16 protein-coding genes are annotated in these 12,906 nt (G+C 31.8%); 11 read left to right on the top strand and 5 right to left on the bottom strand.

The annotated features are described in order from the left end of the window. Positions 1-38: 38 nt before the first annotated feature. The 5 genes from DW196_RS04035 to dltD are packed head-to-tail and all read left to right on the top strand — an operon-like array spanning position 39 to position 4,452. Positions 39-194 carry a teichoic acid D-Ala incorporation-associated protein DltX gene (locus DW196_RS04035; RefSeq protein WP_084657229.1) on the top strand — a complete coding sequence of 52 codons (156 nt, stop codon included), beginning with the start codon at positions 39-41 and terminating at the stop codon, positions 192-194. A 17-nt stretch (positions 195-211) separates the two neighbouring features. Beyond that, positions 212-1,723 (top strand): D-alanine--poly(phosphoribitol) ligase subunit DltA, encoded by a 1,512-nt coding sequence (dltA, locus tag DW196_RS04030; RefSeq protein WP_118250314.1) that lies wholly within the window; start codon positions 212-214, stop codon positions 1,721-1,723. Beyond that, positions 1,723-2,946 carry a D-alanyl-lipoteichoic acid biosynthesis protein DltB gene (gene dltB / locus DW196_RS04025; protein WP_118250312.1) on the top strand — a complete coding sequence of 408 codons (1,224 nt, stop codon included), beginning with the start codon at positions 1,723-1,725 and terminating at the stop codon, positions 2,944-2,946. The genes dltA and dltB overlap by 1 nt, the downstream gene beginning before the upstream one ends. Before the next feature lie 13 nt (positions 2,947-2,959). After that, positions 2,960-3,196: a D-alanine--poly(phosphoribitol) ligase subunit DltC gene (dltC, locus tag DW196_RS04020; protein ID WP_071457393.1), complete on the top strand. Its 237-nt coding sequence runs from the start codon at positions 2,960-2,962 to the stop codon at positions 3,194-3,196. Next, positions 3,193-4,452, top strand: a complete 1,260-nt coding sequence (dltD, locus tag DW196_RS04015) for a D-alanyl-lipoteichoic acid biosynthesis protein DltD (protein WP_118250310.1) — start codon at positions 3,193-3,195, stop codon at positions 4,450-4,452. The genes dltC and dltD overlap by 4 nt, the downstream gene beginning before the upstream one ends. A 166-nt stretch (positions 4,453-4,618) precedes the next feature. Here dltD and DW196_RS04010 read toward each other — a convergent pair whose 3' ends face one another. Further along, positions 4,619-4,858 carry a transposase gene (locus tag DW196_RS04010; RefSeq protein ID WP_370447143.1) on the bottom strand — a complete coding sequence of 80 codons (240 nt, stop codon included), beginning with the start codon at positions 4,856-4,858 and terminating at the stop codon, positions 4,619-4,621. A gap of 427 nt (positions 4,859-5,285) precedes the next feature. Here DW196_RS04010 and DW196_RS11745 point away from each other — a divergent pair, with 427 nt between their 5' ends. Then, complete coding sequence (locus tag DW196_RS11745) at positions 5,286-5,408, top strand: transposase (RefSeq protein WP_118250304.1); 123 nt, start codon at positions 5,286-5,288, stop codon at positions 5,406-5,408. Between the two features lie 108 nt (positions 5,409-5,516). On the opposite strand, the gene DW196_RS03990 is transcribed toward DW196_RS11745, so the two are convergent. From DW196_RS03990 to DW196_RS03980, 3 genes are all read right to left on the bottom strand, one after another. Next, entirely contained in the window at positions 5,517-6,539 is a 1,023-nt protein-coding gene (locus DW196_RS03990; protein WP_118250302.1) for a peptidylprolyl isomerase, read from the bottom strand. 132 nt (positions 6,540-6,671) lie between these two features. Then, on the bottom strand, positions 6,672-7,052 hold the full coding sequence (locus tag DW196_RS03985) for a YtxH domain-containing protein (RefSeq protein WP_158563510.1): 381 nt from the start codon (positions 7,050-7,052) through the stop codon (positions 6,672-6,674). After that, complete coding sequence (locus tag DW196_RS03980) at positions 7,052-7,477, bottom strand: HIT family protein (protein WP_118250298.1); 426 nt, start codon at positions 7,475-7,477, stop codon at positions 7,052-7,054. Before DW196_RS03980 ends, DW196_RS03985 begins: the two co-directional genes overlap by 1 nt. A 148-nt stretch (positions 7,478-7,625) precedes the next feature. Between DW196_RS03980 and DW196_RS03975 the strand changes: the two genes are divergently transcribed. The 4 genes from DW196_RS03975 (at position 7,626) to trmB (ending at position 11,161) form a co-directional block, all read left to right on the top strand. Further along, the gene (locus DW196_RS03975) at positions 7,626-8,360 is read left to right on the top strand and encodes an ABC transporter ATP-binding protein (RefSeq protein ID WP_118250296.1); all 735 of its coding nucleotides are present in this window, start codon (positions 7,626-7,628) and stop codon (positions 8,358-8,360) included. Further along, positions 8,360-9,589 carry an ABC transporter permease gene (locus DW196_RS03970; protein ID WP_118250294.1) on the top strand — a complete coding sequence of 410 codons (1,230 nt, stop codon included), beginning with the start codon at positions 8,360-8,362 and terminating at the stop codon, positions 9,587-9,589. Before DW196_RS03975 ends, DW196_RS03970 begins: the two co-directional genes overlap by 1 nt. 90 nt (positions 9,590-9,679) lie before the next feature. Beyond that, entirely contained in the window at positions 9,680-10,465 is a 786-nt protein-coding gene (locus tag DW196_RS03965; protein ID WP_370447141.1) for a phosphotransferase family protein, read from the top strand. A gap of 51 nt (positions 10,466-10,516) precedes the next feature. Continuing rightward, positions 10,517-11,161, top strand: coding sequence for a tRNA (guanosine(46)-N7)-methyltransferase TrmB (trmB, locus tag DW196_RS03960; protein WP_071456374.1), 645 nt, complete (start codon positions 10,517-10,519; stop codon positions 11,159-11,161). A gap of 20 nt (positions 11,162-11,181) precedes the next feature. On the opposite strand, the gene dhaS is transcribed toward trmB, so the two are convergent. Then, the gene (dhaS, locus tag DW196_RS03955) at positions 11,182-11,742 is read right to left on the bottom strand and encodes a dihydroxyacetone kinase transcriptional activator DhaS (protein ID WP_118250290.1); all 561 of its coding nucleotides are present in this window, start codon (positions 11,740-11,742) and stop codon (positions 11,182-11,184) included. A gap of 165 nt (positions 11,743-11,907) precedes the next feature. Here dhaS and dhaK point away from each other — a divergent pair, with 165 nt between their 5' ends. After that, on the top strand, positions 11,908-12,897 hold the full coding sequence (dhaK, locus tag DW196_RS03950; protein ID WP_071456376.1) for a dihydroxyacetone kinase subunit DhaK: 990 nt from the start codon (positions 11,908-11,910) through the stop codon (positions 12,895-12,897). Positions 12,898-12,906 lie beyond the last annotated feature (9 nt).

Here is a 12,906-nt window from a genome sequence, read left to right as displayed (position 1 = left end):
TGATTGTATAATAAGTTGAAGGTAAGGGAGTGATTTTTATGGAATTAAAAAAAAGAAAGATACCAGATACAACAAAAAGATGGTTAAGTTTTGTAGCTCGCTCCGTTTTCTATGCTGCTATTATACTTGTGTTAATTTATTTGTATCAATATAGTCACGTAGGTGGGGGCTCTTTCATTTATAATCAATTTTAAAAAGGAGCTAGTGAATAATGTTAAATGAAATTGTAACAAAAATTAAAGACATTTCATTAAATAGTGAAGAAACTGTCTTTTTTGAAGAAGCTAATCGTAAGTATACATATAAAGAATTAGATGAACTATCAGATTCTCTTGCAGGTTATTTAGAAGAAATTTATCCTTCTAAAACACCAATCATTGTTTATGGTGGACAAGAAGCTATGATGGTTATATCATTTTTAGCATGTACGAAAGCTGGACATTCTTATGTTCCAATTGATGATCATACGCCAAAAGAACGCGTATCAATGATTGTTGAAGAGGCTAACGCATCATGTGTTTTATCTTTATCTGAATGGCCGCTTAATACAGAGAATGTTTATAACAGAGAAACTATTATTTCTTTAATGAAAAATAATAAAAACTACCTAGGTAAACAAGTTGTGTGTGAAAATGATATCTATTATATTATTTTTACTTCAGGGACAACTGGAAAGCCTAAAGGTGTACAAATTACTTATAATAATCTAATTAGTTTTACTAGTTGGATGTTGAGTGATTTTGATTTGAAAGAAAACCAACGCTTTTTATGTCAAGCGCCATTTTCATTTGATTTGTCTGTTATGGATTTATATCCAGCACTGTTAACAGCAGGGACATTGATTCCAATGCCTAAAACAATGATTGAGAATTTCCCTTTATTGTTTAAGTCAATTCCGGAAATGAATTTAAATGTCTGGGTATCAACACCATCATTAATTGAAATGGTATTATTAAATCCTGAATTTGATGGAGAACATTTACCAAGTTTAGAAAATTTTGAATTTTGTGGTGAGGAGTTACCCAAAAATACAGCGAAAAAGTTGTTAGAGAGATTCCCGAATGCAAAGATATTCAATACATATGGTCCGACAGAAACAACAGTTGCTGTTACAAATATTTCACTAGATTCTGATATATTAGATAAATATGAACGTGTGCCTCTTGGAAAAGTTAAAAGTGATACAGAAATTCATATTTTAAATGATAAAGGTGAAAAATTACCTGATGGAGAAATAGGTGAAATTGTTATTTCTGGACCAAGTGTCTCAGTTGGTTATTTCAATAATCCTGAAAAAACAAATGAAGTTTTCTTTGAATTTGAGGGTGTTCCAGCATATAGAACTGGAGATGCAGGTCTATTAGAAGATGGTTTATTGTTTTATAAAGGTCGTATGGATTTCCAAATTAAATTGAATGGGTATCGTATGGAATTGGGTGATATTGACCATCATTTGATTACACTTACAGAGGTACGAGCAGCGTGTTCTGTGCCAAAATATAATAAAGCAGGAAAAGTACAACAATTACTTGCTTACATTGTTCTAGAAGAAGATGTAGACGCATCAGATGAGAGAGCTTTGACACAACGATTAAAAGAAGATTTAAATAAAACTGTAATGGACTATATGGTACCACATCGTTTTATCTATGTGGAAAATCTTCCAATGACGCAAAACGGAAAAGTTGACCGCAAACAATTAATAAATGAGGTGAATAGTTAATGAGTCAGTTAACTCAGTTTATCCCGTACTTGACTCCTTACGAGAAACCTTTTTACTTTATTTTACTAGGTGTATTATTTATTCCATCAATTATTTTATCGTTAAATGGTAAGAGGTTGATGTGGTATCAAAACTTTCTAACAATTTTTTTCTTATGGATTAGTTTTGGTGGTCCAAATTCAAAACAAGGGTTGGCTTTAATTGCTTACATTATATGGCAAACACTGCTAACATCAGTCTACTTTAAATATCGACAAAAAGAGAATAAAAGTGGTGTGTTTTATGTAGCTGTTCTACTGAACTTATTACCTATGTTTATTATTAAACTGTCACCATTCTTTGGATCTCAATCGATTTTGGCCTTTCTAGGTTATTCTTATCTGACATTTAAGTCAGTTCAAGTGGTAATGGAAATTCGTGATGGCATTTTAAAAGAATTTAATATTAAGTATTATATTCAATTTTTAATTTTCTTCCCAACGATTTCATCAGGCCCGATTGATCGATATCGTCGATTTTTAAAAGATTATTTAAATCCACCAGATAAAGAAAAGTATGTTGAGCTATTACAAAAAGGAATTCATTACATATTTCTAGGTTTATTGTATAAATTTATTATAGGATATGTGTTAGGTAGTCACTTATTGCCAGCAGCTCAAGGTATTGCATTAGATGGAACTACTCCTGTATTAGGAACCATTGGGTATATGTATGTGTATAGCTTTTATCTATTTTTTGACTTTGCTGGATATAGCTTGTTTGCAGTCGGGACTAGTTATTTACTAGGTTATGAAACGCCAATCAACTTTAATAAGCCGTTTATTAGCCCAAACATTAAAGAGTTTTGGAATAGATGGCATATGACGCTCTCTTTTTGGTTTAGAGATTATGTATACATGAGATTAATGTTTACATTAATTAAGAAAAAAGTATTTAAAAGTCGAATTGTAGCATCCAATGTTGGTTATTTTGGCCTATTCCTTTTAATGGGATTATGGCATGGCTTAACCTGGTACTATATCGTTTATGGTATTTATCATGCATTACTAATATGTATTAACGATGCATGGTTGAGATATAAAAAGAAACATAAAGACAAGTTACCAAGCAATCGTTTTACACATGTATTTTCTATTTTTATTACATTCAATGCGGTATGTTTTAGTTTCTTGATATTCTCAGGATTTTTAGATACATTAATTAAGCACTTTATTTTAGTATAGGAGATGGGTAAAAATGAACGTAAAAGAAACAATTTTAAATATTTTAGAAGATTTAACAGGAACAGATTTTTCTGATCAAATGACTGTTGATTTATATGAAGAAGGTATTTTAGACTCAATGGCAACTGTTCAAATGTTGGTTGAAGTTGATGGACAATTAGGCATTACTGTACCAGTTTCTGAATATGAAAGAAGCGAATGGGCGACTCCTGAACAAATTATCGCACAGGTTGAATCTTTACAATCATGACATTAAATAAAAAGATATTTTTCGCTGTTGGACCATTTGCTGTAGCAGCATTGTTCATAGTAGCATTATTGTATTCGCCAATTGATTTTATAAAAGATCCCTCAGACGAGAAGGTGCACGAAGCGGCATCTTCCATGTCTGTGAATGTGTTAAAAGGCTCAGAAATCAAACGACAAGCAATGGAGTCTGGAAAGTATTTACCATTCTTTGGTTCATCTGAATTAAGTCGTGTGAATCCTTTCCATCCATCTGTATTGGCTAAAAAATATGATAGATCTTATGAACCGTTTCTACTAGGAGCGCCAGGAACGCAATCTTTAACCCACTTTTTTATGCTAAATTCTGTAAAAAAACCATTGGAAAATAAAAAACTTGTGTTTATTATTTCGCCACAATGGTTTGTAAAAAAAGGTGTATCTGATCCAATGTACTCACTATTCTACTCACCAATTGAAACATATGAATGGTTAGTTGATTTAGACGAGACTGATAAAACGGATCAGTATGTAGCAGGACGCTTACTTGAGTTTGAAAGTGTTAAATCTGATACACAGTTAAAGAAAATATTGTTGAAAGTAAAAAATGGTGAAGAATTATCACAATCTGATAGAAGAAAAGCTTATTATAAATACAAACGTCTTAAAAATGAAGATTTATTATTTGGACAAATTGGTATTGTGTCTAAGAATAAACGAATAGATAAACAAGTAACAGAACTACCGAATCAATATAATTTTGACGAACTAGATACATTAGCTTACAAAATAGGACATGATAAAACAGATAACAACCCATTTGAAATTTCAAATAGTTTTTATTCAAATCGAATTATGCCTATGAAAGGTAAATTAAAAAATTCTCAAAAGAATTTCAATTATATGTCATCACCTGAATACGGTGATTTTGAGGCATTTTTAGAACTTTTAGATAAAAATAATATTGATGCTATGTTTGTTATTCCACCAGTCAATAAATTATGGTCGGACTATACAGGCTTATCTACTGAGATGTTAGATAATTTTTCTAAGAAAATTAATTACCAACTAAAATCTCAAGGATTTAATAATGTTGTTGATTTTACTAACAAGCGTGGAGAAAAATACTTCATGGAAGATACCATTCATATTGGATGGCGTGGTTGGTTAGAAATGGATACTTATTTACAAGAATTTCTGAAATCTAAGCAAAAACCAGACTATAAAATGAATCCAGAACTTTTTTACAGTAAAGAATGGCAAACGAAAGATTATCAATAAAATAAGATTGTAGATTAAATCGTGTTGATGGACAATAACATTGATAAAAAAGTCTCAAAAATGAAATAGAATTAATTGGAGTGAGGGAAGAAATTCGGCTCTTTGTCAACTACTGTTGGTAAGAGTTAAAACGTTAGAATTTAGGATCTAGAAAACAACATGTTTTCTAGATCTTTTTTGGTGTCTTGAATACAGATTTTTTTAAACAAATTGCTATTCGTAATTTGAAATTATAAAAACTTCTCATGCCATAGGCATTACGCTTAATGACTTTAATATGATTGTTCATACATTCTAAAGGACCGTTTGAATACGATGTTTCAAAAGTATTTTTTATTTCTTCTTGATACTTTCTAAATGTTTTAAAAACAGGTATATACTCTTGAAAAAGAGTTTTTTGATTGATTAAATCTACAAATAAAGAATAATCTTTTGTTTGAAAAGCTCTACCAATGTGTTGAACTAGATAAATTTCATCTAGTTCAACACATTGGTAGAGCTTTTCAAAAAATACGGATTAAAATAATGACTCAATTAAAATCTAAAGATAATGGCCTTATCTTTAGGCGAATTAAAAAAGATTGTGAGATACTTCAAAAAAGTTATGACAAATGCGTCCTTCATTAACGCTTGCTAGCCTGTGATTCTATATTGGCAGAAACTTACAACACCTATCAACAAATTTTAAGAACGATTCAAACAAAAGATTATTCTTTATTTATAGAATTAATTGATCAACCGACACAATTTAAAGAGTTTGTTACTGTTTTCAAAACATTTAAAAAGTATCGAGAAGAAATAAAAAACACCTTTGAAATATCTTATTCAAATGTATGAATAACCATATTAAGGTCATAAAGCGTAATGCCTATGGCATGAGAAGTTTTTATAATTTTAAGCTACGACTATCAATTTGTTTAAAGAAGTCTGCTTTCAAATCACCAAAAAAGATCTAGAAAACTAAAAAGTTTTCTAGATCCTAAATTCTAACGTTTGAACTTTTACCAACACTAGATGACAAAGAGCCGGTTTTGATTGGATGCACTACAAGTTCCGCTTTTTTGTTATTTAGTTGATTCTGTTGTTTTTTCTTTACTAGAATCTGTCGACTTAGTTTTTGAAGATTTGCTTTCTTTAGAATCAGAAGTTTTACTTTCACTTGTTTTTATTTCTTTTTGTGGTAAATAAGGAGTTAAAATATCTTTATATTGAGAATCTTTTATTTTAACATTTGCTTTATCTAATTCTTTACCAATAACTTCTTGTTGGAAAGTAGCATCAGACATTTTTGTTTGCTCAAAGAGTTCTTTTAATTCTTTTTCGTAAGGTTTGTAGTCATTACCTTTTTGTTTGTTTTTAACCATTTTAACGATGTAATAAACATCAGCACCAGTTTGTTGGTTTTGAACAGTGATTAAATCAGATACTTTACCATCTTCTAATTTATAAGCAGCATTTTTTACTTCAGTTGGTACTGTTACACCGGCTGGTTCAGTTGTAGCAGTTGAGTCAAACTTAACTTTTCCGCCATCTTCTTTAGTTGTTGTGTCATGAGAATCACTTTTAGCTACTTTTGTAAAATCTTCCCCATCATTTACTTTTTTCAATGCTTTTTCAGCATTTTCTTTAGAGTCAAAAGACATAATTTGAGTTTCTACTTGTGGGTGGTATGTTTTCCAAGTTTCTTTAAGGTCAGCATCTGTTACTTTGATATGAGATTTTAACATTTCTTTAAAGGCTAAACTTTGCTTAATATTTTCCTTGAATTGTTTTGCTGTCATATTATTTTGTTTTAATAAAGATTCGAACGATTTTTTACCACCATTTTGTTCTTCGTAGGATGCATATTGTTTATCAATTTCTTTTTGGTCTACTTTATTGCCATAGTCATCTAATGTGATTTTTTGAATAATCATATTCACTAGGGTATCAGATGAAGTTGAACTTTTCTTTAATTCATCAAAAAATTGAGAGTCAGTGATTTTACCGCCTTTCATTGTAACGATATCCTTACCACCTGAACATCCTGCTAATGTAATCATGCTAAGCAACGCAACAGCTGCTAATTTAAATTTCTTGTTTTTCATGTTGAGTCTCCAATCTAGTTTTAAGTAAAAATTATGAATTTTCATAAATATGTTTATTATTATACCATAAAATGAATTAAACAAAATACCTATTCAAAAAAGTTAAGTAGAATTTATAAATTATTTAAAACTTTATTGTTCAAGAGCTTCTTTGAAATCGTTTATATCTTGCTCTATTTTAGCTAATTGTTCTTTCATTTTTTCTAGGCGTGGCTTTGCTTTAAATTCAAATTTCTTAAAACTTTTTTTGGTTTCTTTTTCAAAAGTAGGTAATAATTCTTGAGATAGAGCAGTTAATTGATTTGCTTGAACTTTAGTTGTATCAAGCTGATTACTTAACGATAAAAGAAAATTAATGTTTTCTTCTATTTTATTAGTCATCAATCGTTGGGTTTCTTTTCCAGATCTAGGAGCAAGTAAGAGAGCTGCACCACCACATAGAGCCCCACCTACTAAAAAACCTTTGATAAATTTTTTGCCAGAAAATTGTTTTTTATTTCCTTTTTTCCCCACTATAAAATCTCCTTGTTAATTGATTGAGCGATTGTTGCCATATCATTTGTCGTATATTTAGAGCCATTATCTGCAAATGTCATTGAAAAATCATCTTCTTTGCCGTATCGTGGAATGAGGTGGATATGTGAATGAAACACACTTTGGTAAGCCGCTTCTTTGTTATTATTTACGATATTTAATCCAACGACATCTGGAAAAGCTTTTTCAATCGCACGAGCAATTTTAGGAGCTCTAGCAAATACTTCAGCTGCTAGTTTCTCATCGTATTCAAAGATATCTGTTACATGTTTTTTAGGAATGACCAATGTGTGTCCTTTAGTAGTTTGTGTAATATCTAAAAAGGCATACACCATCTCATCTTCATAAACAGGATAACTAGGTATCTCTTTTTCTATTATTTTACAAAAAAGACAATCTGTCATGTTTTATTCCTCCTAATTTGATTGGGTTTTAGCTACAGTGTACCACTATCCTAATTGATTGCAAAGTTCAGAGAGATGAGATTAAAAAAAAGTAAGTAAATGAACGAATTATGATATAATTATTCTAGTATATATTGGAGGAAAAATAATGAGTTTAAAAATAGAAAACTTAACAGGAGGCTACGGTCATGTTCCTGTATTAAAATCGGTTGATTTTGAAGTGAAATCTGGTGAGATGGTTGGTTTGATCGGCCTTAATGGTGCGGGTAAAAGTACCACGATTAAACATATTATCGGCCTTTTAAATGCACAAAAAGGAAAAATCACAATTGATGATGAGACGATCTTTAGTGCACCAGACTCTTATCGTAAGAAAATTGGATTTATTCCAGAAAGTCCAATATTGTATGATGAATTGACATTGAGAGAACATATTGAAGTAACAGCTATGGCTTATGATATTCCAAAAGATGAGGCATTAAAAAGAGCGGAGTATCTACTAAAACTATTCCGTTTAGATAATAAATTAGATTGGTTTCCAACTCACTTTTCAAAAGGAATGAAACAAAAAGTGATGATTTTGTGTGCCTTTTTAACCAAACCAAGTTTGTATATCATCGACGAACCATTTCTAGGATTGGATCCATTAGCAATTAATGCTTTACTTGAATTAATGAATGAAATGAAAAAACAAGGGGCAGCAATTTTGATGTCAACTCATATTTTAGCCACAGCAGAAATATATTGTGACAGATTTGTTGTCTTGCATAACGGTGAAGTTAGAGCAAATGGTACGATGGAGGAGTTACGTGAAGAGTTTCATCTACCTGGTTCTTCTTTAGATGATATTTATCTATCCCTCACAAAAGAGGAGGAGAACTAATGATAGATTTTTATAAAGTACGCCTAGCTAAACATCAAAAAAGAATGTTCAAATATTTAAAATATGTTATGAATGACCATTTTATTTTAATCTGTATGGTAGGTTTAGGTGGTTTTGGCTACTATTATTCTGAATATTTAAAGAATTTGACGCCAGCAGTGTCATGGGTGCCAATTGTCGTTGGACTGGTCTGGTTTATCAGTTTATTTGTGGGAAGGTTAAGCACGTTAATGCAAGAAGCAGATGCTGTCTTTTTAATACCAAAAGAAAGAGCGATGACAACCTATTTAAAAAGAGGGCTGAACTATTCAACCATTTTTCCGACTATTGCGATATCATTAATTGTTGGTGTAACATTTCCGTTAGTGGCTATTACCAAGTCAGTTGATTTTTCTATGACACTATTTATTATAGCTAGTTTATTAGCTTTAAAATATGCAGATCTTTGGATTCAATTAGAATCACTGTATCTTGATTCTGGACAAAACGTAACCACTCACCGAATCATTTGGACGTTAGGGGCAATTGGAAGTTTATTTTGCAGTTTATATGTTTCGTTTTATGTAGGTGTTGCAGTCGCATTTGTTATTAGTATTGTATTAGTGATGTTGAGTAAAAAAACACTTGAAAGTAGCCAATTAAACTGGGAAAAAAGTATTCAAGTTGAGAGAAAACGTATGAAACGTCTTTATTCGTTCTTTAACTTATTTACAGATGTACCAGGGTTGTCATCTGATGTACGTCGTAGAAAATATTTAGATGGCTTGCTAAATCGAATAAAAAAAACATCAGAAAATACGTATCTTTATCTATATGCTAGAGTAGTAGCTCGAGGTTCTGAGTATAGTAGTTTAACGATTCGTTTAATTCTTGTCGGGATGGTCTTGTTGTTTTTTACTAAGTCATTTTGGTTGATGGCAATATTAGGTAGTTTGTTTATTTATCTATTAGGATTTCAATTGATACCAATTTATCACGCTTTTGATTATATGTTAATGACGCAATTATATCCTATCTCATATAAATTAAAGCACAATGCAGTTTTATTTATTATTAGAAGTGTCATTGGTATCATGACATTGATATTTAGTCTAGTAGTAGTAGTTGCTTTGCCAAATAAGCTAGATGGTATTAAACTAGCTTTAGTATTTGTTATGGTATTTGTTTTATTATCTTGGAGTTACTTACCAATGAAACTAAAAAAAATGGAAAAAATGGAAAATAGGTGAAAAACTTAATAGAAAATATGTTATACTGAGTTTTCGAAATAGGTCAGCGAAACGATGGTAAAGGTGAGTAAAGGATAATGATGGAGAGTAATGAACATGTTTAATTTTGATAAAGCCTGGAATCTCCAACCAATCAAAGGAGATACCGGAAAAGCTTATAAGGGTATGAAGGAAAATGAGAGAGTCTTTATTAAGCGTAATTCAACTCCTTTTTTGGCCGCATTATCTCGTGAAGGATTAACGCCAAAATTGCTTTGGACAAAAAGGACAAGTAATGGCGACATACTGACTGCACAAGAATGGTTAGAAGGACGGCAATTAGAGATAGATGAGATTTCTGATAATGAAGATGTTGCACATATGTTGCACTATTTACATCAATCAGAATCACTGAAGTCAATGTTGAAGAGAATGGACGGTGCAGAAAAGTCAGTTTTTGATTTTTTACAAGATTATATAACTGATCTACCTAAAGACTTAAAAGAGGATGACTATTTGATGCGGGTGTTTCGTCATTTAGAAAATCATCTACCTCCTTATACATCGGTTCAATTTGTTGCGTGTCATGGGGATGCGATACATAATAACTGGATGCTTGCGTCTAATGGGGAATTATATTTAGTAGATTGGGATTATTCTGTTTTATCGGATCCAGCCTATGATTTAGGAACAATTCTTGGACAATATGTTTCTAAAGAGAGTTGGCCAGATTGGCTACAGGTTTACGGCATCAGAGTTGATGATGAGCTACTAGAGCGAGTCCATTGGTATGCTGGTATGAATTTGTTGCAACAAATTAAAAGAAGCTACCATAGAGAAGAGTTTAAACAAATGTCTAACTATGTTTCTCTATTAAAAAAATTATATGATATTTAAGTAGCTCTTTGACTTTATGTCAAGGGGCTATTTTATAGAAAGGAAAAAACGATGCGTTTAAGAAACAAACCAGGAGCAATGGATACAATTATAGCTAATCCACAGTATATTTTGACTGATGGTAGCCAGTGGAGAGGGAAATGGCAAGACCGTTTTGAAAAAGAGCAACCAATTCATATTGAAGTGGGAAGCGGAAAAGGCCAATTTATTGTGGAGATGGCCAAAGCTCATCCTGATATCAACTATATTAGTATCGAACTTCAAACGAACGCTATGATATCAGTACTAGAAAAACAATTAGAAGAAAAACTGCCTAATTTACAGTTGTTACTAGTTAATGGAGCGGATTTAACTGACTTTTTTGCAGATGGTGAAGTATCTCAAGTTTATTTGAATTTTTCAGATCCATGGCCTAAGAAAAAACATGAAAAACGTCGATTAACGTTTAAAACATTTTTGAAAACATATGAAACTATCTCTAAACCAAAAGCTCAACTTCATTTTAAAACAGATAATCAGGGATTGTTTGAGTATTCACTAGCAAGTCTATCGCGATATGGGATGACTTTAAATCAAGTTTGGCTAGATTTACATCATAGTGATTATGAAGGAAACATCATGACCGAATATGAAGAAAAATTTTCAGCCAAAGGGCAGCCTATTTATCGCTTAGAAGCAACATTTAATAATAAATAAAACAGGCATTTTCGTACACGCTATAGTACGGAGATGTCTGTTTTATTTGATGGCAAAAGAACCGTGAGTTGATTAATAATAAGCTCTGTTATTGCCCCTTTTGATAGTTGGCAATCATGAAACAACCAGTTTTTGATAGTACCAGTAATGGCAAAAGCAAAAAAGGTCGCGGTTTCTTTTGGTTTGTATGGTAAATCATGTTGGTTAGTTTGATGTGTAAGTAAATAGTAAATGAAGTGCTCAAGCTGATTTGATAGTTGTGCGTCAAAGACATAGGACTCAAGTAATGTTTTTTGATAGAATACTTGATTTTTTTCAAAATAATCGACTAATCGTTTTATAATAACCGTCCAATGATCGTAAGTCACGAAGTGTTGTACAATCTCTGTTAGTTCTTGTTGGTATATCCAGACAATTAAATCATCTTTATCAGTAAAATGATCATAAAATGTTTGTCTACGATATTCAGCGTGAGACATAATATCTTTTATTGATATTTTTTGATAGGGAGTCGTCTTTAATAAATCTTTTAGTGAATAGGCGATGACCTTTTTAGTGATTAAAGAACCAGTTGACGCCATGAGAGACCTCCTTTTATTTCCGTTGACTATAGAATAACAAGCCAAAAAGAAAAAGACAAATAACTTTTAGTTTTGAAAGCGGACACATATCGGGAAATGTCCATTACAAAGAAAGCCTTTTCTTTATATAATACAGTCATAGATAAGAAAACGGAGGAAGCAAAGATGAAAAAAATTATTAATCAAACAGACGACATATTAAACGAAATGCTTGAAGGGCTCTCTTATGCTTATAGTGATTTAGTGACACGTGTTCCTGAAACAAATGTGATTGCTAAGAAAAATATTTCAGGTAGTAAAGTAGGAATAGTTAGTGGTGGAGGAAGTGGCCATGAACCTGCTCATGCTGGATTTGTAGGAACAGGAATGCTAAGTGCCGCTGTTTGTGGAGAAATTTTCACTTCGCCAACTCCTGATCAAGTACTAGAAGGAATCAAAGCTGCTGATGATGGTGCTGGAGTATTGCTAGTTATTAAAAATTATTCTGGTGACGTGATGAATTTTGAAATGGCAAAAGATTTAGCAGAGATGGAAGGCATTGAAGTTGAAACAGTATTAGTTGATGATGACATTGCGGTAGAAGACAGTACATATACAGCTGGTCGACGTGGAGTCGCTGGAACCATTTTAGTTCATAAAATTTTAGGTCATGCCGCTGAATCAGGTAAAAGTTTAGCTGAGATCAAAGAAATCGGAGACAAACTAGTTAAAGAAATTAAAACATTAGGTGTGGCATTAACTGGAGCAACAGTTCCTGCTGTAGGAAAACCAGGCTTTGTTTTAGAAGAAGACGAAATTGAATTCGGAGTTGGAATTCATGGGGAACCTGGTTATCGTAAAGAAAAATTACAATCATCAAGAAAATTAGCCGAAGAATTAGTTGGAAAATTAAAAGATGAATTTAACTGGAAATCTGGCGATACATATGGTGTGTTAGTGAATGGTTTAGGTGGCACACCATTAATGGAGCAATTTGTTTTTATGAATGATGTAAAGGCTTTACTTGAAGAAGATGGATTAGTTGTTGACTTCAAAAAGGTTGGAGACGTTATGACATCAATTGATATGGAAGGTTTATCATTAACGATGATTCACTTAGATACACCTGAATGGACAGAAGCATTGAAAGCACCTGTTACAACAATTGCGTGGTAAAAAGGAGAG

This window comes from Vagococcus sp. AM17-17, from assembly GCF_003471765.1.
In the GTDB taxonomy this organism is placed as follows: domain Bacteria; phylum Bacillota; class Bacilli; order Lactobacillales; family Vagococcaceae; genus Vagococcus; species Vagococcus teuberi.
The sequence above is the reverse complement of the archived record's forward strand: the minus strand, read 5'-3'. Positions and strand labels throughout refer to the sequence as shown.